Genomic DNA, 18,667 nt, shown 5'->3' with positions numbered 1-18,667 from the left:
TATCAACTAGAGTTTTAGCCTGGATTTTCCGCCTGCGACACGCTGGTTCTGGAGTTTTTCGGCACAGGCCTTGTCTTGCCTGAGAATCTTCACGAGCGCGCTCGGGGTGAGCTTGAAGGCGGCGGCCGCTTCCTTGGTGTCCCCGTTCTTTTGCGCCATGATGTCGAACACGTGGGCGATAAAGAGCGGAAATAGCGCGTTCGAAGGCTGGATGTGGCCGTTGCTGCCGGGGAAGGGAATTTCGACAGCCGGGGGCGTCTCGCGGACGTTCAGCGCGATGGCCATCTGCATGCGGTGCAGCGCATGGGTCCTGTTTTCCTTTGCCGACCTCGCTTCGCAGGATTTGATTTCTAAATTGTATTCGCGGAGGTTCAGCAGGACTCCCGTGTTGGTTTTGTTCCTGTGCTGGCCGCCGGGGCCGGATCCCTGGAAACCTTTCTGGGTGCAGGCTGCCAGGAGCTGGTCCAAAGTCATTCTGAGGTAGGTATCGCGATGCATATCATGAAAAATAAAATAGTGGTGGTCCTCGTGGCGGCCTTGGCGCTGTCGTTTGTGGCCTGTGCGGGAACTTCTGAGGGGGCGAATGGCGGCGCTACCGCAAAAACGGATTCTCCGGCAGCCCAGGAAAAAGATGCGCAGTACCAGCAGGGGCTCGACAACAAGCAGGCGATGCTCGAAAGCATGTTCCGCGGGTTCCTCGATGCCGTGCGCAACGGAGCTCCTGCCGATACGCTGTATGCCTACCTGACGGATTCTTCGGAATACTGGCTCGATACGCTCGAAAACCATGCAAAGGTCTATGATTCCGAGGCGCTTGATACCTGCCAGTTCTACGAGGCCTACACCATCATCCTCTACCGCCTCTACGAACGTGAGCACCTGTGGGAGACGGACGAGGACCGCATGCTCTTTATGATGCTCAGCAAGAGCGGAATGCTGGAACGCTTCACGAACTTGAACCTCGGCCCCATGAAGGTGAAGAACGACCGCGGAAGTGTCGGGCTTGCGAAAAGTCCCGAGGTGCCCGTCATGATTTTCGAATGGGACGACCTCGCGTGGAAACTGGACCTGCCCGAAACCCTTCCGCTCATTACCAAGGGCATAGAATCCATTGCCGTCAAGAAGAATTGGACGGCAAAGAAACTCGCCCTCTACTGGATCGAGAAGGAATATCACATGACGTATTCGCGTCTGGACGAGAGCCTTCTCGAACCGATTGGCTTCTAGGAAAAGTTGCTGCGGATGCGTCTCTTTTTTCTTTGTTCGCTGGTGCTAGCCCTTGTGACGGAGGCTTTTGCCGCTCCGGCTTCCAAGCTTCTGGGCGCCGTTGATTCCAAGGGCGAATTTAGCGGGGAGCGCCTGTTTGCTGTCCTCGATTCGGTAGGCGGAACCGGAACCTGGATGGAATGGGATGTAAACGGCGTCCGCGACCCGTCCGTAATGAAGGTGCTGGACCCGTTGCTCAAGTCGAACAACAAGCCGAAGATGGTCTGGGTGATTTCGGAACGCGAGCGTCCGCTGCTGTCGGTGCTTTTGCCCAAAGGCACGGGCGAAGTCATAGTCTTTTACGAACTTGCTTCGCTGGATGCAAAACCCGTACCGCTGAAGATGAACCGGGTGCTCAGCCCCGATGTGGTGTTCCGTGACTACAGGGCAGTTTCCCCCTCGGAATTCGTCCACCTGGACCGCCCGACCCTGAAGGTCGTGGCAAACGACAAGTCCATCCGCTTTACCTACGAGAACCGGGACGCCACGCCGCTCCGCTTCGATTCCGACTTCGCGACCAAGACGGTCGTGGAAAAACGCTCGGAAATACGCAATTACCGCGATTTTTTTGCCTACGAGTATTCCCTGATGCTGCGGGCCTTCGTCCAGTCGACGCGGGCGCTTTTCAACTGGCAGCCGTGGCACTGGTACATGGCCTCGTTCAATTCCAGCGCGATGATTTCGGACACCGAACTCGAGGCTATCCTCTCGAAGGGGGTGAAGCCTGCCCAGTTTACCATTTTCAAGACGAAGGCGGTTGACGGGCAGTGGGTGGAGTTCAAGACGGACGGCAACGGTTTTTACGAAATGGTTATCACGAATCCGTAGTTTACGGGGTTGCGATTTTATATTTTTAGATGGTGAAGTTCAGAATCCACATATTGGCATGCCTGCTGCTCGGCGTCTCGGCGCTCGCTTCCACGGTCGTGGAGGATTCCCGTTCGCGGTTTGTCCTGGATGACGCGGTTGTCGACGCTTCGGTTTACGGTTGTACGGATGAAGAAGGGGCTGAAATCCCCGGTCGAACGTTTGTTCCCGAGAATTCGGAATACGATGCCGAATCCGGAATGCCCTTCCGCATTTACCGGGTCGCAGTCCCGGCCGGTTCAAAGCCTCGGGTGTCGCTTTCGGTGCAGTCGACGGTTTCGCTCGGTGGCGACTACTGTAGCGGCGTGCAACCGAAGTTTTCTGGAGTGAAGGCCTCGGCGCCTGCGCTCAAGGATGGCCTCTGGATTATGGAAGTGGTCGTCCCGCTCTACGAGAAGTCGGGCTCCTCGCTCAGACTCCGCAAACGCTACAGGCTTACGGTTGATTTTTCGATGGCGGGTTCGGGAATCAACCCCGGCAAGCGTGCCGTCTCCCGCGTGGACAACCCCGAAGGAGCCTCGAAGTTCGGTGTCCGGACTAGGAACCTTCGAGGGGCGCTGAAAAAATCCGGCGCGGCCGATATCTCCGGAGTCCATTTCCTGGCGCGCCTAGTCGTTGGGGACAGGAACCATGCGACTCTTAGCGAGGACGGGCTTTATGCGGTAGAATTCAAGACCATCCGCAACGCGCTTGTCCCGTTCTTGCGGCAATCGGACCTCGACGGAATTCCCGTAGAGAAGTTGAGACTCTACGGAGCGTCTCCCGATACGCTCGAGGCCACGGTGCCTGGCGCGCAGTCCATACTCCCGAACGGCCTTTTCGAAATTCCGATCGAGGTTCGCGACCATTCCAGGAACGGCGCATCCCCCGACGGGACATTTGGCGAGGGGGATTCAATCGTTTTCGCCGGCTACGGCACGTCCTTTTGGAAAAAGTACGATTCCACCTACTACTTCTCCTCATCTCCCTATTCCTACTTCCAGTATTTCCAGCTGGGGTGGAGCGAGACGGGCAAGGGGCTTCGGCTCGATGAGAGGCTGCCTGCCATCAAGACTCAGGGAAAGGATGTTCCCTGGATGCGCTTCGTGCGCTCGGAAAAAGATGCCTTTTTGAGGGATGCCTTCCACGGCAAGGGCCTGGATTGGGAATCTACGACGGGCAAGGAATGGTTTTGGTACTGGCATTGCCGCTTTGACACGACGGCGGTGGCTTCTTCCGAGCTTACGCTTCCGCAGGTGAGGAACCTGCCGGGGCTTGTGGCCGGGAAATCGGCCGTTGTCGATGTTTCGTATTTCCCGTACCGTTCTGCAGCGACATCCTCGGTGGAGCAGCTCAACGACCAGAGGGGTGGCTCGACGTTTTCGATGAATCCCTATGCAGAACGCATGAGCGGAATCAGGTTCGACTTCCTGGTAAATGGAACCAGGCTGAGCCGCGCGGATGCTGCGTTGCTGCCCGGCGGAAATTTCCGGTTCACGACGGATGCGCTCAAGGAAGGTGGAAACGAATTCTCGATGACGATGCTCCCGAACGATTTGCAGTATGACCGCTTTGACGGCTTTTCGGTCGCCTACCGCTGGGAACCTTCTGTCGATTCTGCGGAGTGGATGCTCCCGGGAAACGCGACTGGCGTGATTCGCATTCCGGCAAAATCGGACGTGGAAATCATGAAGTTCGTCGATTTAAGGCCCGTCGGGCTTTTGTCGGTGGAATCGGGATACGCCCGTGACAGCATCGCCCCGGGTGAGGATGTCCGCTACCTGGCTTACCGCAAGGGCGTCTATCGGACGGCGCTTTCGGTAGAAATCGCTGCCGACGTGCCTGATGGCGTTTTGAAGGATATTTCGAAAATAAACTCCAAGACGGAGTACCTCATCATATCGGCCCCGGAATTTCTGGATGGCGCCGTGTCGTTGGGTGAGTTCCGTTCGGGAGGCGAGGCGGGAACGTCTTTTGCGACGACGGTCATCAATGTCGATGACGTTTATCGGCAATATACGGGCGGTTCGCTTTCGCCTGTGGCGATTCGCAACTATATCGCCTACGCCTATTCCGTGTGTGAGGACCTGAAATACGTGCTGCTTCTCGGGTACGGTCATTACGATTACCGTGGATTTACGGGCAAACTCGGCAAGAACTTTATCCCGCCTTTCGAGATGGAAGACGCCGTGACGGAGGATTTCTTTGCGGCTCTTGATTCTGGCGAAATGGTGCGTTTCGGTTCTTACGACCTGGACCTTTCTGTCGGACGCATGCCGGTGATGTCGACCGTCGAACTTTCCGCCTATATTGAAAAGGCGAAGGAATACGAAAAAGTGGGCGTCTTTGACCATTCGGAATGGCGCAATACGTTGTTGCTCACGGCCGATGATGCGAAGAATGGCGTGTTCGACGACCACATGGACCATACGAACAAGCAGGAAGGCGTGTCGAGGATGATCAATGCGCTGACTGATGAAATTGGATTCCGCTGGAGCCAGAAAAAGGTCTACCTGCTGGATTACGATGTGGATGCGGCTGGGCAGAAGCGGCAGGCTTCTCAGGATTTCATTAACATCCTGAATCAGGGGGCGCTCCTCACAACCTATTTCGGGCATGGATCCAAGACGGACTGGGCAGGCGAAGGCCTTCTTAAGCCGAGCTACCTTTCGAGAGTCAACAACAAGGGACGCTACACGATTCTCAATTCGTTCTCCTGCGCGGTGGGACGTTTTGACGAAGGAGGCAAGCGCTCGCTGTCCGAAGAATTCCTGATTGCTCCCGGGGCGGGGTCGATTGCTTCGGTGGGGGCGGCCCGCGAGACTTATGGTGTCTACAACGAACTGTTGGGCAAAAACTTTGTTCTGAATTTGCTTGCGAACCCTGGAATTACCATCGGTGACGCCTTTGTCAAGGCAAAGAAGGTGCGCTGGGAAAAAGAGGATCCGCTTCAGTATACTTCGCAACGTTATAACAACGAACATTACATCCTTTTTGGCGAACCGGTGATTCAGATGCTCAAGACGGATTTCAAGGTGTCGCTTGACCAGAAGATAGATACGCTCAAGGCGCTTGACAAAATGCGCCTCAGTGGATCTGTCCGTGGAATGTCGGATGGAAACATATCCTTGTCGTTGCGCGAAGGTTCCAGGAACAAGCGCCTTTACAAGGGCTACGACTCGGAAAATGACACGCTGGATGTCTTGTACGAGGGCTCCCTGATTTATTCAGAACAGATTCCCGTGGCGGGCGGCCGCTTCGAAACGGAATTTGTTTTGCCCCGGAAGATTGCATTTGGCGATACGGCTGTAGAGTTCAGCGCCTGGGCCTACTCGAAAAATGAGGCCCCGATAGGAAGGCTCAGGATTGGGGGAATCGGTGTGTTCGGCTTTTCGGCATATGCCGATTCCATTCATGATGCGGTCCCCCCGACGATTCATGTCCAGTCCTGCTTCAGAAAGGGTTCCGAGGCGTCCTATGCCGATGGTGAGACGGTAAAAATGCAGTCCCCGGCGTGCCTCCAGGTGGTGGTCGAGGATTCGACTGGGCTTGATTTCCGTGAGCAGGCCGATGAAGGAATCATGTTTGAATTGAGGGGCGTCGAGGCTCCCTACCATCCGTTCCCGTTCATGGAACAGAATTCGAGACGCGCGGTTCTCCGCAAGGAGTTCGCATCGGCTTCGTACCCTGCTGGGAAATACGTGTTTACAGTCCAGGCGCAGGATGTGCTGGGAAATATCGCGAAAAAGACGGTGAACCTGGAAATCACCGACGACATGAAGGCGGGCCTTGCCGACGTATTCAACGTTCCCAATCCGGTAGGGAAGAAGGGGACTACGTTCTACTTCAAGAATCTTGCAGTGGATCGCGAATCTACGGTGGATATCTTTATCTATAACCAGCATGGCCGTCTGGTAAAAGTGCTGAAGGATGCCGTTTCGGGCGTGACGCACTGGGACGGCAAGGATAACCACGGGCGGCTTCTGGCCAACGGCCTGTATCATTATGTTGTGCGAAGCGAGGTCGCCGCGACGAACAGCTTCAAGAAAAAGACGTGGACTAAGAAACAGAAACTTTTGATTTCGAGGTAAATATGGATTTGAGAGAGAAACCGGGCAAGGTGCAGAAATTTTTGGAACTGATGCTTCGCTTCAGGTTGATTTTCGTGGTTCTGATGGTTGTTTTGACGGTCACCTTATTGGCGAAGGATTGGCAGGCGGTCAATACGCTTCCGATTGCTGCATCCGAAGGCATGGGCATGTGGCTTGCGAATCTGGATGGTGTTGGCGCTTTCTGGAATTCGGCGCAGTACCTGTGTGTCGCCGCTATTGCGATGTTTGTCCTTTCTTTTGTCTTTGGCGGAATCCGTGGCGGTCTCGGTTCCGTGGTGGCCGCGGTTGCGCTGATTGCATCGCTAGGCTTCCTTGATGGGGCCGAGGGAATGCAGTTGCCTTTCTACGGTGCTTTTGCCGGAGTTGCGCTTCTGCTTTTGCTGTTTGCGAAGTGGAGTGTCGCCTGCGCGCTTTTCCCGTTTGCGCTTTCGTGGGCCTTGATGACCGGCTTTGTGGCGTGGTTGCCGCTGATTCCCGGCAATGCGTGGCTTGTCTGGGCAGTTCTGAGCGTGGTCGGGTTTGCAAACGTCGTGGCATTTGCGCTTGTTGCTGGCAAGGAACTTTCTGAAGGATCGCCTCAGGCGGGAGCCCTCGTGAAGGCTGGCAAGAAGATGTTCCTGCCGGTTTGTGTTTCTAGCCTGCTCTCGCTTGCGGCCGTCACGGTCGACATGGGGAATGCCTCGGGCAAGGAAATAGCCGGTGCTGTGATTCTCTGGGTCGCTTTTGCAATCTGGTTTTTCGGATTTACGTTCGGAACGATGGCTTTCTGCCCGTGGGAACGCCTGCGTGCGGGTAGCCGCCGCGTCGAGATGAAGGACAAGAAGAAGTCTTCCAAAAAATAAAGCGCGCTAACGAAGCGCGCCTGCGTAATGTCATGCCCGCTTAGGCGGGCATCTTCTATGACCGAGCCTTATGCGATGTTTAAGCTCTGCTCCCTAATGCACTCGATTTCGTTCTTGAGTTCGATGGCAAGTGCTGCAATCTCTGCACTCTGGCACTTTGTTCCGAGGGTATTCGCCTCGCGGCCCATTTCCTGAAGAATAAACCCGAGGTTCTTGCCCTGCGCGCCGCCCTTCTTGAGCGCGTCTAGGAACAGTTTGTTGTGGCTGTGGAACCGTGTGATTTCTTCGTGGATGTCGAGCTTGTCTGCCATGATGCAGGCTTCTTGCAGAAGGCGCACGTCGTCGATTTCGCTATCCTTCATCAGGCTGTCGATGCGTTCGCGGAACTTGACCTTCCATGTCTCGATTCGCTGCGGGTCCAGCACCTCGATTTTCGCGAGCACGTCTTCCAGGTGGGCAACGCGTTTTGTGAGGTCGGCCGCGAGATTCGCGCCTTCCTTTTCGCGCATGGCGATAACGCCGTCCAGCGCCTTGTCGAGTTCCGCTTTCAGGTGCTTTTCCCAGGCCTCGTTGTCGGCGCCGGCATCGGTAAACTGCAAAACTTCGGGAATCGCGAGGATGTGTTCAAGCTTGATTTCGCCCGCGATGCCGTACTTGGCCTGCATGGCCTTGGTGATTTCCACGAACTTGCTTACCGCCGTTTCGTTATAGCATACGGGAATGTTCCCGACATTTCCTTCGCCGAGTGTGATGGAGAGGTTCACCGAGCCGCGGGCCAGCTTGTCCTTGATTTGGGCCTTCAGGTCGTTTTCGAGGTAGGCGAAGTTTTTAGGAATCTTGCTTGAAATTTCGAGGAAACGGCTGTTCACGCTGCGCACTTCGATAACGCAGGTGGTTCCGTTCAATGTGGATTCGCTCTTTCCGAATCCGGTCATGGAAATAATCGACATGTCTAAACCTTCGAAATAGTGGCAATCACGTGTTCTGCGCCAAAGTTCTTGAGCCCGAGCGCGGAGAGGACTTTGCTCAGCGTGTGGTCACTCTGGAAGTTGATGTTCTCTATCTTGAACCCTTCCTTTTTGCAGAGCGTGTAGAAGTCCTTCACCGTGAGGAGGCGGATGTTCGGCGTGTCGTACCATTCGTACGGCAGTTCCTTGGACTTGGGCATGCGTCCGTGGAGCATGAGGCTTCCGCGGGTGGTCCAGTGCCCGAAATTCGGGAACGTGACGATGGCCTTTTTTGCGACGCGCAACAGTTCGTTCAGGAGTGCCACGGGGTCGCGGATTTCCTGGATGGTGCGGTTGATAATCGCGTAGTCGAAGCTTCCGTTCTTCAGGTCCGAGATTCCCTTGTCGTCGAGGTCGCGCTGGATGACCTGCACGTCCTTCTCGAGGCAGTCCAGAATGCCGGTGATGTTCTTCTCGATGCCGAATCCGGTGACGTTCTTCTTCTGGATGAGGAAGTCGAGCAGGTCGCCGCTACCGCAACCGAGGTCGAGCACGTGGCTGTCTTCCTTCACGAGCTTGCCGAGCAGCTTGAAGTCGCTCTCTTCGTGGAAAACGGGAACGGCCTGCGTGCCTTGCTGCGGGATAATCTTTGAATCGAGGAAGCGGCCTACGGCCTTGCCGAGTTCGCCCACTTCGATAAGGAATCCGTCGTGCCCGAACTGCGTGTCCAGTTCGAGGCTCGTCACCTTCTTGCCCACGTTCAGGAGCGCGCTCGTGATGCGGCGGCTTTCGTGCGGCGGGAACAGCCAGTCGGTGGAGAGGTTCACGTTCAGCACTTCGGCCTTGATGTCCTTGAAGGCGTTCTCGATGCTGCCGTATTCGGTTTCGAGGTCAAAAGCGTCGGTCGCGTGCGCGATGTGCAGGTAGCTGTTCGCGTCAAAGCGGTCTACGAACTTTTTGCCCTGGTAGCGCAGGTAGCTTTCGATAGGTAGGTTCAGGTCGAACGGCGTGGAATACGTGACGGCGTGGTTCCTGTTCTCCTGTGCCTGCGCGCGCTTGAACTTCTGCTCCATGCCGATGGCGCTGAGGTAGGTGATGTGCGCAAGTTTGCGGGCATTCGCGAGGCCCACGTCGGGTTTTGCGACACCTTCACCGTAGAAATCGCCGTTGTTGTAGTTCGGATCCTGCGTAATCACGTCGCGTGCCACGACTTCGAATCCGAGCGCCTGGCTCGAGAAGCGCGGCGAACTTGCGATAATCACGATTCGCTTGACTTGCTCGGGGTAGTAGATGGCCCACTTCATCGCCTGGAAGCCGCCCATCGAACCGCCCATGACGCAGTAGAATTCCTTGATGCCGAGGCCGTCGGCGAGTTCCTTCTGGGCGTGCACCATGTCGCCTATCGTAATGGTGGGGAAGGTACTGCCGTAAGGCTTGCCCGTACGCGGGTTCACGCTTGCGGGGCCCGTAGTGCCCTTGCAACCGCCCAAAATGTTGCTGCAGACCACGAAGAAGCGGTCCGTGTCGATAGCCTTGCCGGGGCCGATGAGTTCGTCCCACCAGCCGGGCTTCTTGTCGCTTTCGGTGTACCAGCCGGCGGCGTGTGCGTCGGCGGTCAGGGGCGAGCAGACCCACACCGCGTTGTCAGCAGCGGCGTTCAGCTTGCCGTAAGTCTCGTAACGGATGTTGAGCGCGGGGAGCGTCTTTCCGTTTTCCAGCGCAAAACCGGCCTCGCCATAGTCCTTGACGAAGTCTTTCGGCTCCACGGGGCCGATGCTGGATTTATGCAAATATTCACTCATATGCATAAATATAGCAATTTGTGGATGAACGGTGGCCGCCGCACTTCTAGAAGGCGTTTTTTGGCCGGCGAGGGTAAGTTTTATGGCTGGTGCGGGCGAATTTTGGGGCTGATTTGCCATCGGGGCGTATAAATTCCCCCTTTTTTTGCTGAATCTATATGCCCTTTATTAGTTTGTGCGTGACAAAACGGATGCGGTTGTGCGCCTATGTGCGTGTGAGGGGCATATAAATTGCCCGTTTTGCCGTGTCTTATATGCCCCAGGGCAAAAATGGCGTGCTTTTTTTAAAGGCAAAAGAAACATTAAGGAGGAAAAATGCGCTTTATGAAAAACTTGTTCGTTCTGCTTGTGTTCGTGATGCTTGTCGCCTGCAGTGACGATGAAAGCGATTTGATTTCGCGCCCGGACACGAAGGAAATTTCATCCAGCGTTTTATCGTCGTCGATAGAGTCTAGCTGTTCTGCGAATTCTTCTTCCAGCGTTACGCCGAAGTCGAGTAGCAGTCAAGGAGATGGCGGCTCCCATTCGTCAAGCTCGGGGCAGGCTCCGGCCGCCATGACAAGCAGCAGCGTGAAATCTAGTAGCAGTCTTTCCGAGGGATACGTAGACCCATCGACTGTAATTGAGGGAACCTTGATCGATTCTCGCGATGGCCAGTCTTACAAGACGGTAAAGATTGGTAATCAGTGGTGGATGGCAGAGAACCTGAATTACGCATTCGTTGGCGTTCCTTATAGCGATGGGGACTACACCTCCGATTCCACGAGCTGGTGCTATAACGATTCTGCAGAATATTGCGACAAGTACGGTCGCCTTTATACGTGGGCGGCTGCGATGGACAGCGCTGGTTTGTGGAGCACGAATGGCATGGGCTGCGGCTATGGAAAAATATGCTTCCAGAAATACCCGGTGCGTGGTATTTGCCCTGAGGGTTGGCATCTGCCCGACACGACGGAATTTCGCACGCTATTCAATGATGTTGGAGGCTCATCTTCCGCAGGCGATATGCTCAAATCTGTAAGCGGTTGGAACGACGATGGAAATGGCTCGGATTCCTATTCGTTTGCAGCGTTGCCTGCTGGCGTGTATGGCGAGGGGAGTTTTAAAAGTGAGGGCATCTCCATGGCCTTCTGGAGTTCTAACAATCGTCTTACCGAGCAGACGTTCACTGCGTATTTGAATAATGCAAACACTAGTGCAGCGCTGCTCATTTTGAGGCCGAATTTCGGGTTCTCGGTCCGCTGTTTGAAGGACTGAGTGGTGCACCGATTCATGCTATGATCTAGAAATCTTTGCTGTAAATAAGGTTCAGCGAGGCCTTGGCTCCGAACGATTCCTTGAATTTGAACAGGGGAAGATTCAGGTATTCGCCGCAATCTTCGGTCGAAATTCCCCACGAGAATTTCTTGATCCCGTCTTTCGCGGCTTCGCGCATGACGCTTATGTAAATGGCGGTTGAGGGCTGGAAGTCACGGATTTCTACGTTCGGGGCGATATACTGCGCATGTCGGACGTTAGTTTGCTTGAAATCAAACATCATCATTCCCGCGACAAACGTCCCGCCTTTCCATAGGGCGCGGAATTTTACCTCGTCTGCGATGCGGTTGTGCTTGAGGTCGAGAAGCTCGTCGAGCGTGTGGACGGGCTTCACGTTGAACTTCGCTTTCGAAATGCAGAGGTGCTTGTAGAATTCGGGCAGTTCCGCGTCTGTCACTTCTCGGTATTCGAGATTGTGCGGAATCGACTTGCGAAATACCGAACGGCAGGAATCCTTGCAGGTTTCGAAGGGGTCTTTGTTTGGGTCGAGCGTGCAGAAGGCGCTCAGTTCGGTCTGCCTTGTATAACCGCGGTGCTCCAGGGTGTATTCGAGGAGTGCCGTCGAATCCAGGGCGAAGAGGCTCGATGTCGGGCGCATCCGGACACTTTTGCAGATGCCTTTCAGATAATTTTCCGCAAATTCGACGATGCTTGCGATGCGTTCCGCGGTGTAGTAATGCTTCGCGATGACGGGGCCGCCGAAGGTGGAACCCTGGTGCGAAATCCATTCTCCCGCATCCGTCAGGTTGCCGGGGAAGGCTGCGACGATGATTCCGCTCGATTCCAGCATGAACGATGCGTCCTTGAATCGCCCTTGCGGATGGTAGTTCAGGAATCGCCTTGTCTGCAAAAAAGTGCCGTTTACCGATTCGTTCATCACGAACCGGTCCCAACGCGCCTCGAGGTGCGAATCGTACGGCAAAACACTGAACATGCCTTAAAGATACAAATCTACCGCCTGCAGAACATAAAAAATTGTATATTACTTTCATAATATGCCGAATTTTGAAGAAAAAGCGCAAATCATCCAGTTGCCCAAGTTCCTCGACGAACGCGGGAACTTGAGCTTTTTGGAATCGGGGAAGCATGTCCCGTTCGAAATCCGGCGCACCTACTGGATTTACGACGTGCCGGGCGGTTGCCTGCGCGGGAGCCACGCTTTCAAGACAGAAAAGGAATTCATCGTCGCGCTTTCGGGCAGCTTCGACGTGGTGGTGCACGACGGTGTAGAAGAAAAGCGCTATTCCCTTTCGCGCTCGTACTACGGGCTCTACCTGCCCCCGATGCACTGGCGCACCCTCGACAATTTCTCGACCAATTCGCTTGCGCTAGTCGTTTCTTCGGCGGATTTTTCCGAGGAGGATTACATCCGTGATTTTGACGAGTTTATCCGCGAGGTACGCAAATGAACGAGCAGGATTTGAAGAAAGCCCGCATCGACATGTGCTCGCTCATTGAACTCCCGAGGATAAGCGAGCGTTCGGGTAGCCTTACGCCTATCCAGAATTCGAAGGAGATACCCTTCGATATCAAGCGAGTTTTTTACCTGTACGATATTCCCGGCGGCGTGACGCGCGGTGGACACGCGCATAAGGAATGCCACCAGCTGCTGGTCGCGGCGAGCGGCGCTTTCGATATCAAGGTTTCCGACGGCGAGAACGAGAAGGTCTACCGCCTTGACCGTCCGTATTTCGGGCTGCACATTCCGCCCGGAGTGTGGGCCGAGGAACTCGGGTTCTCTTCGGGCTCCATTTGCCTGGTGCTCACTTCGCACGAGTTTGACGAGAGCGACTACTGGCGCGATTACGGCGAATACCTCAAGTTCAAGAAGGAGCGGTAATGAAGATTCCTTTCCTTGACCTGAAACAGGTGAATGCTCCCTACATGGACGCTTTGAAGGACGCTGCCTCGGCGGTCGTGGAATCGGGCTGGTATATCCGCGGATCCTATTGCGATCGCTTCGAGAAGGAATTTGCCGCCTACTCCGGCTTTGCGCACGGGGTGGGTGTCGGGAACGGGCTCGATGCCCTCACGCTCATGCTTCGGGCATCCGTCGAACTTGGCCGCCTGGCTCCGGGTAGCGAAATCCTTGTGCCCGCGGATACCTACATCGCGACGGTACTTGCGGTGAATGCGGCAGGGCTTGTGCCCGTGCTCGTGGAGCCCGATGAGAATACTTTCAACATCGACCCGCAACGGCTTGCGGATGCCTGCACGGAAAAGACGCGCGGGATTCTCGCGGTGCACCTGTATGGGCGCTTGGCCGACATGAAGGCAATTAGCGAATTTGCCAAGACGCGCAATCTCCTTGTTTTTGAGGACGCGGCGCAGTCGCATGGTGCACGGCTTGGTTCGGACGCTACGTCCGCCGGTTCAAAAAGCGCCGCGGTCGCTTACAGTTTCTACCCGACGAAAAATCTCGGGGCGCTCGGCGATGCGGGCTTGGTTTTGACCGACGATGCCGAACTCGCCCGCGTGGTGCGGATGCTCGGCAATTACGGTTCCGAACAGAAGTATGTGAACGAGTATCGCGGCGTCAATTCCCGCCTCGACGAAATTCAGGCTGCCTTCTTGCTCGCGAAACTCCCGCATCTTGATGCTTTGAACGCACGCCGCCGCGAAATTGCGGCCCGCTACGTGCGCGAAATCAGGAACCCGCTGGTGCGATTGCCCGGAATTCCGGCAGACCCGCGGGAGCATGTGTGGCATGTGTTTACGGTACGCACGCCTGACCGGGCGACCCGCGATGCCTTGCAGGGACATCTCGAGGCCCGCGGTATCGGGACGCTTATCTTTTACCCGATTCCTCCGCATTTGCAGCAGGCCTACGCGGCCGGGCCGGAGGGTGAAAACTTCTTGCTTCCCGCGAATCCGAAATTCCCGATTGCGGAGAAGATTGCCGAGACCGTGTTGAGCATCCCCGTGTCGCAGGTCCTTACGGACGGCGAAGTTTCCGAAATTATTGGAGCGATGAATGAATTTGTTCGTTAGAATCATCCGCAAGCTGTTGCGGACTTCGTGGGTGCTCTTTTTCAGGAGCATTTCGACAGCGAAGCCCGAAGGTGAGTTCCGCTCCATTGCTCCCGTACTTTGCGAAGGTAAGGGCCGTATCGTCGTGGGGGAGGGAACCTCGTTCGGGTTTATCGAGGATGCGGATTACTGGACATCTTACGAGTTCTTGAACGTGCGCAACAAGGATTCAAAAATCGTAATCGGCAGGAACTGCCAGATTTGCAACCACTTTACCGCCGTTTCCGAAGGCGAGGGGATCGAAATCGGCGACAATGTGCTCATTGGATCTTCGGTGACCTTGATGGATAGCGACTTTCACGAAATCGACCCGTCGAGACGCATCGGAGGGAATCCCAAGATGGGCAAGGTGACGCTTGCGGACAATGTGTGGATTGGCGACCGCGTGACCATTCTCAAGGGAACGTCGATTGGTGAAAATTCCGTTGTCGCGGCGGGTGCGGTCGTTTCGGGCGAGTTCCCGGCGAACGTCGTCATCGGTGGTGTCCCCGCGCGTGTCATTCGCGAAATAGACAGCGTGCAGTCTCCAAAAAAAGTAGGCGGCTGACGGTGGACCATTCCTCTAAAATATGGAAACTGTTCTTCGGCTCGGGTTCGGTGACGCTATTCAATACGCTCCGTGCCTTTGTCATCAACAAGCTTTTGGCCGTGTTCTTGCCGCCTGCCGCATTCGCGTGTGTCGGGCAGTTCATGAACTGGATGAGCATCGGGCAGGCGACATCGAGCCTTGCGATGCAGAACGGCTGGGTGAGCCTTACCGCACAGAACAAGGATAACCTCAGAAACCTGCACGGCATTTGGCGTGGCGGATTCCGGCTCACGACCTTTGCAACGATTTTTACATGCGTCGTCGCCGTCATCTTCTGCTTCGTGGCCCCGCTTGAATCGTTGCTGCCGGGGGTGCATCCGCGCCTTGCGCAGGCGGCCATCCTCTTTGCGCTTCCAGGAATGCTTGCTACCAACATGGTCGCGATATGCTCTGCGGTGATGAACGGCCTTGGGCTCGTGAAGCGCTGGGCGCTCATCCAGATAGTCGCGTCGCTTTTCCAGATGCTCTGGGTCGCGTTCTTCCTCTATTCCGGTCGCCTTTCTGTGCTTTCCATCATCGCGACGCAGTCGATTGTCGCAGGAATTTTTGCAGCCCGCGTGGCGGCACGTGCAGGATTCAACATCAAGACCTTCAGGGAATCGGTTCTGGATGTTCGCAAGCCCTGGTGGTCGTATGCCATGATGGGACTTGTGCCGATGATTGTCGCGCCGCTCGTCCTTATGGTTGTGCGTTCGCTCGTGGGTTCTGAACTCGGCTGGAATGCCGCTGGCATCTGGCAGGGCGTCTACAAGATATCGGACTTCTTTGCGTCCATCTTCTCGGCAATCCTCGGGGTGCTTGTCTTGCCGCGTATTAGCCGTAACATGACGCATGATGCATTCCGCAGGGAATTCTATCCGATTTTCCTGCGCATGATGGGCTTTACGCTCCTGTTCTGCATCGCGCTTTACTTTGGACGTAGCCTTGTCGTCGCGATTCTCCTTTCGGGAGCGTATGCGCCTGCGGCGGATTTTATGCCGATTCAGTTGCTGGGCGACCTGTTCCGTTCGGGAGGCTGGTGCTTTGGCATGGTGCTGGTGGCTCGCCGCGAAACGAAGGCTTTCCTCGTTATCGAGGTGGGGGCGAACCTTCTCTTTGCCGTGGGAACCTTCGTTGGAATCAGGTTGTTTGAACTGCAAGGCCCGATGCTTGCCTATGCGCTCGAAAACTTTGTGACGCTGGTCGTTCTCGCCATAACGGTCGGGAGGCTCAAATGGAATACTCCATAACGAACATGTTTGCCGAAAAGATAGACGAGAACGTTTACGTGAAGGCTTTTGTGCAGGGCGCCGAAACGGAACAACGCGAAATGCCGCCGCTCGTGTCGGTGCTGATGGCCTGCTACAACCACGAAAAGTACGTGGAGGCTTCGGTGCGCTCCGTGATGGCGCAGAAGGGCGTGCCGTTTGAACTCATTGTTATTGACGACGGCAGTTCTGACAGGTCTCCCGAAATTCTCGAACGCCTGCAGGCCGAACTCAAGTTTACCTACGTAAACCGTCCGAACAAGGGTCTTGTCCCGACCATGAACGAACTCTTGTCCATGGCGCGAGGCAAGTATTTTTGCAGCTTTGCTTCCGACGACATCATGCCTCCGGATCGTCTCAGGCTCCAGAGCGACTACCTGGAATCGCATCCCGGCAACCCCATCTGCTTTGGCCAGGTCATCAATATGGATGCCGATGGCAAGCTCGAATCGGCTCCGGATCCGCGATACACTTCGGGAATTCCCGAGGTGACGTTCGCCGAGGTGTTTCTCGGGAAAAAGGAACTCCACGGCTGTTCGGAAATGATTGACTGCAGGGTGTTCCGCGACCTGGGCGGCTACAATGCGGAATTCGTCATCGAGGATTTCCAGATGATGCTGAAGTTCCTTTCGCTATACGAACCCGTCCCTGTTCTCGATACAATCTGTTGCTACTATCGAATCCATTCGACGAATATTTCGGGCAAGAAGAACTGGCTGTACGAAAATACGCTCAAGGTCATCGACAAGTATTCTTCGCATCCGCTGTACCGGCAGGCCGTGAACACCTGGAAGTCGCACTGGTTTTCGATGCTTGCCTATTGCGACAAGAAGGAGGCCCTTCGCAGGCTACCGCAGCTCTGGTCGTTCTCGCTCCCGTTCTTCAAGCGCTTCCCCAAGCTCTTCATTCCGCGCTTTTTGCTAAAGCGGTAATCTGAAAATCTTTTTGAGAGTCCCGCGCACCCCGAGGGTCGCGAGGTTCGTCCACAGCGAAAGCGGAAGGGAAAGCGCTTTTGCAATAGGGCGGGGAAAGGTGGCGAACAGCTTTTGCCTGCGCCGAATCCCCTTGCGGACCGATTCCGGTCGCCATGCGCTGTCGAAATGGTGGATGCAGTAGGTGTCGCCGGTCGTGCGGATTTTCCCGTCGATGTAGCTCTTGGGCGAAAACGCGCTTTCGGGCAGGATTTCGGTATTGGGGAATTTCTCAAATGCGTCCGCCAAAATTTTCGGGAGCACCATGTCGTCTACGCCCGATTCGCGGTATTCGAAGTGCGTGTGGCGGTAGAATTCGAGAGCAGTCTTTATCGGTTCGCATCCCGCCTCGCATCCCATGGCCGCCGCCTCGATGCGCCTGGAACCGTTTTCGTAGCCGAAAGCATTCGGGCGGTTCAGCAGCGGGTCGAGTGGACGCAAAACTTCCACGTCGGTATCGAGGTAGAAACCGCCTTCGTTGTAGAGGGCGTAGAGCCGAACGGCATCGGCCGCGAATGCCCATTTCTTTTGTCCGAGCGCCTCCAGCACCCAGGGGATGCCTGTGGCTTGTGCTTTTTCTGCATTCCACTTGATGAACTCGAAATCGGGCAGGAACTTCTGCCAGCTATCAAGACAACGTTGTACGCTTTCGGGGTAGGGTTCGCCGGAAAACCAGCAGAAATGAATCTTCTTCGGAATCATCCGTGCCTCCGTAGTGCCCTTACGAGCGTCGTCTTTCCGGCAAAGGAAATCAGTGCGGCGGTCTTGTTGCGGAGCCGGGTTCTCGGGTTGAACAATGTTCCCATCCGCAAATCCTTGATGTGATTCCATGCGCGTTCGCGGTAGTCGGCGAATTCGGGCGTGTCTTCCGTGCGCATTAGGATGCTGCAGCTTGCGCTGAAGAGGTTGCTCCTTGCTGCTCTTTCGAGCCTCGCTCCCTTGCCTTTGACCTGGCTGCATACCGCCTCCGCGATATCCAGGAGCTCCGCCTTTTTCCGGTTGTAAGAGGTGGCGAGGATGCTTGAGGAATGTCTGCGGTTGTGATAGAGGGGATCAGGCACGAATGCGACAAGTCTTGCATCCAGAAGGACCTGTGGGATTGTAGCCATGTCTTCGAAGAATTTTCCTGGCGGAAACCGTCGGCCTTTCCAGAGGCTGGCCGCATAAAGTTTGTTCCATGCGGAATAGTCGGGGCGGTCGTTCTGGTACAATGCATTTGAAAGCGCCCTCGTGGGGGAGAGCCGGATGCAGTTCCCGGAGTGGGGACTGAATCCGTAATGCGCCCGTAGCGTCGAAATTGAGCCCGCTTTCTGCGGGATATCCCCGAAATGGAGTTTGCCGCTGCAGGCGATGTCCGCACCGGTTTGCATGATTGCATCGAAGAGAGCCTGCAGAAAGTTTGGGGCGAGCATGTCGTCGCTGTCCACGAAGGTTATCCAGTCGCCCTGCGCGGCTTCGATTCCTGCGTTGCGCGCTTCCGAGAGCCCCTTGTTTTCCTGTGTGACGATGCGGAAGCGTAAGTCTTTTTCGGCGATAGCCTTGGCTATGGATGCGCTCCCGTCCGTGGAACCGTCGTCGACTACGATCGCTTCGAAATTCCGGAACGTCTGCCCGTATATGCTCGCAAGGCAGTTCGCGAGGAAGGGCTCAGTATTGAAAACCGGGATGATGACGCTTATCGCAGGCATGGGCGGGCCC

General features: G+C 55.5%; 17 protein-coding genes. 11 read left to right on the top strand and 6 right to left on the bottom strand.

Translation table 11 applies throughout. The annotated features are described in order from the left end of the window. Positions 1-6 precede the first annotated feature (6 nt). Positions 7-498, bottom strand: coding sequence for a peptide chain release factor-like protein (locus B4B27_RS04255; RefSeq protein WP_173366080.1), 492 nt, complete (start codon positions 496-498; stop codon positions 7-9). Between the two features lie 3 nt (positions 499-501). On the opposite strand from B4B27_RS04255, the gene B4B27_RS04250 reads away from it, so the two are divergent. Genes B4B27_RS04250 through B4B27_RS04235 form a run of 4 tightly spaced genes read left to right on the top strand, consistent with a single transcriptional unit; the run spans position 502 to position 7,066 of the window. Continuing rightward, positions 502-1,227: a hypothetical protein gene (locus B4B27_RS04250; protein ID WP_290724004.1), complete on the top strand. Its 726-nt coding sequence runs from the start codon at positions 502-504 to the stop codon at positions 1,225-1,227. Positions 1,228-1,242: 15 nt separating this feature from the next. Further along, the gene (locus B4B27_RS04245) at positions 1,243-2,094 is read left to right on the top strand and encodes a hypothetical protein (protein WP_290724002.1); all 852 of its coding nucleotides are present in this window, start codon (positions 1,243-1,245) and stop codon (positions 2,092-2,094) included. A gap of 29 nt (positions 2,095-2,123) precedes the next feature. Beyond that, positions 2,124-6,203: a C25 family cysteine peptidase gene (locus tag B4B27_RS04240; RefSeq protein ID WP_290724000.1), complete on the top strand. Its 4,080-nt coding sequence runs from the start codon at positions 2,124-2,126 to the stop codon at positions 6,201-6,203. Positions 6,204-6,205: 2 nt separating this feature from the next. Continuing rightward, positions 6,206-7,066: a hypothetical protein gene (locus B4B27_RS04235; RefSeq protein WP_290723998.1), complete on the top strand. Its 861-nt coding sequence runs from the start codon at positions 6,206-6,208 to the stop codon at positions 7,064-7,066. A 68-nt stretch (positions 7,067-7,134) separates the two neighbouring features. Here the strand turns inward: B4B27_RS04235 and B4B27_RS04230 are convergent, their stop codons facing one another. Together B4B27_RS04230 and metX are read right to left on the bottom strand one after the other, a co-directional pair. Continuing rightward, entirely contained in the window at positions 7,135-8,016 is an 882-nt protein-coding gene (locus B4B27_RS04230) for a YicC/YloC family endoribonuclease (protein WP_290723996.1), read from the bottom strand. A gap of 2 nt (positions 8,017-8,018) precedes the next feature. Beyond that, positions 8,019-9,815, bottom strand: a complete 1,797-nt coding sequence (gene metX / locus B4B27_RS04225; protein ID WP_290723994.1) for a homoserine O-acetyltransferase MetX — start codon at positions 9,813-9,815, stop codon at positions 8,019-8,021. 324 nt (positions 9,816-10,139) lie between these two features. Here metX and B4B27_RS04220 point away from each other — a divergent pair, with 324 nt between their 5' ends. Continuing rightward, positions 10,140-11,072: a fibrobacter succinogenes major paralogous domain-containing protein gene (locus tag B4B27_RS04220; RefSeq protein ID WP_290723992.1), complete on the top strand. Its 933-nt coding sequence runs from the start codon at positions 10,140-10,142 to the stop codon at positions 11,070-11,072. Between the two features lie 25 nt (positions 11,073-11,097). Here the strand turns inward: B4B27_RS04220 and B4B27_RS04215 are convergent, their stop codons facing one another. Further along, positions 11,098-12,066 (bottom strand): GNAT family N-acetyltransferase, encoded by a 969-nt coding sequence (locus B4B27_RS04215; RefSeq protein WP_290723990.1) that lies wholly within the window; start codon positions 12,064-12,066, stop codon positions 11,098-11,100. Positions 12,067-12,127: 61 nt separating this feature from the next. On the opposite strand from B4B27_RS04215, the gene B4B27_RS04210 reads away from it, so the two are divergent. The 6 genes from B4B27_RS04210 to B4B27_RS04185 are packed head-to-tail and all read left to right on the top strand — an operon-like array spanning position 12,128 to position 16,930. Further along, positions 12,128-12,541: a sugar 3,4-ketoisomerase gene (locus B4B27_RS04210; RefSeq protein ID WP_290723988.1), complete on the top strand. Its 414-nt coding sequence runs from the start codon at positions 12,128-12,130 to the stop codon at positions 12,539-12,541. Beyond that, positions 12,538-12,972 (top strand): sugar 3,4-ketoisomerase, encoded by a 435-nt coding sequence (locus B4B27_RS04205; RefSeq protein ID WP_173381894.1) that lies wholly within the window; start codon positions 12,538-12,540, stop codon positions 12,970-12,972. Before B4B27_RS04210 ends, B4B27_RS04205 begins: the two co-directional genes overlap by 4 nt. Beyond that, on the top strand, positions 12,972-14,123 hold the full coding sequence (locus B4B27_RS04200; protein WP_290723985.1) for a DegT/DnrJ/EryC1/StrS family aminotransferase: 1,152 nt from the start codon (positions 12,972-12,974) through the stop codon (positions 14,121-14,123). Before B4B27_RS04205 ends, B4B27_RS04200 begins: the two co-directional genes overlap by 1 nt. Continuing rightward, positions 14,107-14,709 carry an acyltransferase gene (locus tag B4B27_RS04195; protein ID WP_290723983.1) on the top strand — a complete coding sequence of 201 codons (603 nt, stop codon included), beginning with the start codon at positions 14,107-14,109 and terminating at the stop codon, positions 14,707-14,709. The genes B4B27_RS04200 and B4B27_RS04195 overlap by 17 nt, the downstream gene beginning before the upstream one ends. A gap of 2 nt (positions 14,710-14,711) precedes the next feature. Further along, positions 14,712-15,980 (top strand): O-antigen translocase, encoded by a 1,269-nt coding sequence (locus B4B27_RS04190; protein WP_290723981.1) that lies wholly within the window; start codon positions 14,712-14,714, stop codon positions 15,978-15,980. After that, a complete protein-coding gene (locus B4B27_RS04185; protein ID WP_290723979.1) occupies positions 15,965-16,930 on the top strand; it encodes a glycosyltransferase family 2 protein in 966 nt (321 codons plus the stop codon). Before B4B27_RS04190 ends, B4B27_RS04185 begins: the two co-directional genes overlap by 16 nt. Here the strand turns inward: B4B27_RS04185 and B4B27_RS04180 are convergent. Both B4B27_RS04180 and B4B27_RS04175 read right to left on the bottom strand, forming a co-directional pair. Beyond that, positions 16,919-17,671: a glycosyltransferase family 32 protein gene (locus B4B27_RS04180; RefSeq protein WP_290723977.1), complete on the bottom strand. Its 753-nt coding sequence runs from the start codon at positions 17,669-17,671 to the stop codon at positions 16,919-16,921. The genes B4B27_RS04185 and B4B27_RS04180 overlap by 12 nt on opposite strands. Beyond that, entirely contained in the window at positions 17,668-18,657 is a 990-nt protein-coding gene (locus tag B4B27_RS04175; protein ID WP_290723975.1) for a glycosyltransferase family 2 protein, read from the bottom strand. The genes B4B27_RS04180 and B4B27_RS04175 overlap by 4 nt, the downstream gene beginning before the upstream one ends. Positions 18,658-18,667: the final 10 nt, after the last annotated feature.

It is taken from the genome of Fibrobacter sp. UBA2449, from assembly GCF_002342555.1.
Taxonomy (GTDB): domain Bacteria; phylum Fibrobacterota; class Fibrobacteria; order Fibrobacterales; family Fibrobacteraceae; genus Fibrobacter.
Note: the sequence above shows the minus strand (reverse complement) of the source record. Positions and strands in the feature narration are given on the sequence as shown.

Bases quoted from the DNA above. Each gene is read 5' to 3' on its own strand.
- B4B27_RS04200 (WP_290723985.1), top strand. From the start codon at position 12,972: ATGAAGATTCCTTTCCTTGACCTGAAACAGGTGAATGCTCCCTACATG.
- metX (WP_290723994.1), bottom strand. From the start codon at position 9,815: ATGAGTGAATATTTGCATAAATCCAGCATCGGCCCCGTGGAGCCGAAA.
- B4B27_RS04230 (WP_290723996.1), bottom strand. From the start codon at position 8,016: ATGTCGATTATTTCCATGACCGGATTCGGAAAGAGCGAATCCACATTG.
- B4B27_RS04235 (WP_290723998.1), top strand. From the start codon at position 6,206: ATGGATTTGAGAGAGAAACCGGGCAAGGTGCAGAAATTTTTGGAACTG.
- B4B27_RS04255 (WP_173366080.1), bottom strand. From the start codon at position 498: ATGCATCGCGATACCTACCTCAGAATGACTTTGGACCAGCTCCTGGCA.
- B4B27_RS04195 (WP_290723983.1), top strand. From the start codon at position 14,107: ATGAATTTGTTCGTTAGAATCATCCGCAAGCTGTTGCGGACTTCGTGG.
- B4B27_RS04185 (WP_290723979.1), top strand. From the start codon at position 15,965: ATGGAATACTCCATAACGAACATGTTTGCCGAAAAGATAGACGAGAAC.
- B4B27_RS04250 (WP_290724004.1), top strand. From the start codon at position 502: ATGAAAAATAAAATAGTGGTGGTCCTCGTGGCGGCCTTGGCGCTGTCG.
- B4B27_RS04240 (WP_290724000.1), top strand. From the start codon at position 2,124: ATGGTGAAGTTCAGAATCCACATATTGGCATGCCTGCTGCTCGGCGTC.
- B4B27_RS04215 (WP_290723990.1), bottom strand. From the start codon at position 12,066: ATGTTCAGTGTTTTGCCGTACGATTCGCACCTCGAGGCGCGTTGGGAC.
- B4B27_RS04175 (WP_290723975.1), bottom strand. From the start codon at position 18,657: ATGCCTGCGATAAGCGTCATCATCCCGGTTTTCAATACTGAGCCCTTC.
- B4B27_RS04210 (WP_290723988.1), top strand. From the start codon at position 12,128: ATGCCGAATTTTGAAGAAAAAGCGCAAATCATCCAGTTGCCCAAGTTC.
- B4B27_RS04245 (WP_290724002.1), top strand. From the start codon at position 1,243: ATGCGTCTCTTTTTTCTTTGTTCGCTGGTGCTAGCCCTTGTGACGGAG.
- B4B27_RS04220 (WP_290723992.1), top strand. From the start codon at position 10,140: ATGAAAAACTTGTTCGTTCTGCTTGTGTTCGTGATGCTTGTCGCCTGC.
- B4B27_RS04180 (WP_290723977.1), bottom strand. From the start codon at position 17,671: ATGATTCCGAAGAAGATTCATTTCTGCTGGTTTTCCGGCGAACCCTAC.
- B4B27_RS04205 (WP_173381894.1), top strand. From the start codon at position 12,538: ATGAACGAGCAGGATTTGAAGAAAGCCCGCATCGACATGTGCTCGCTC.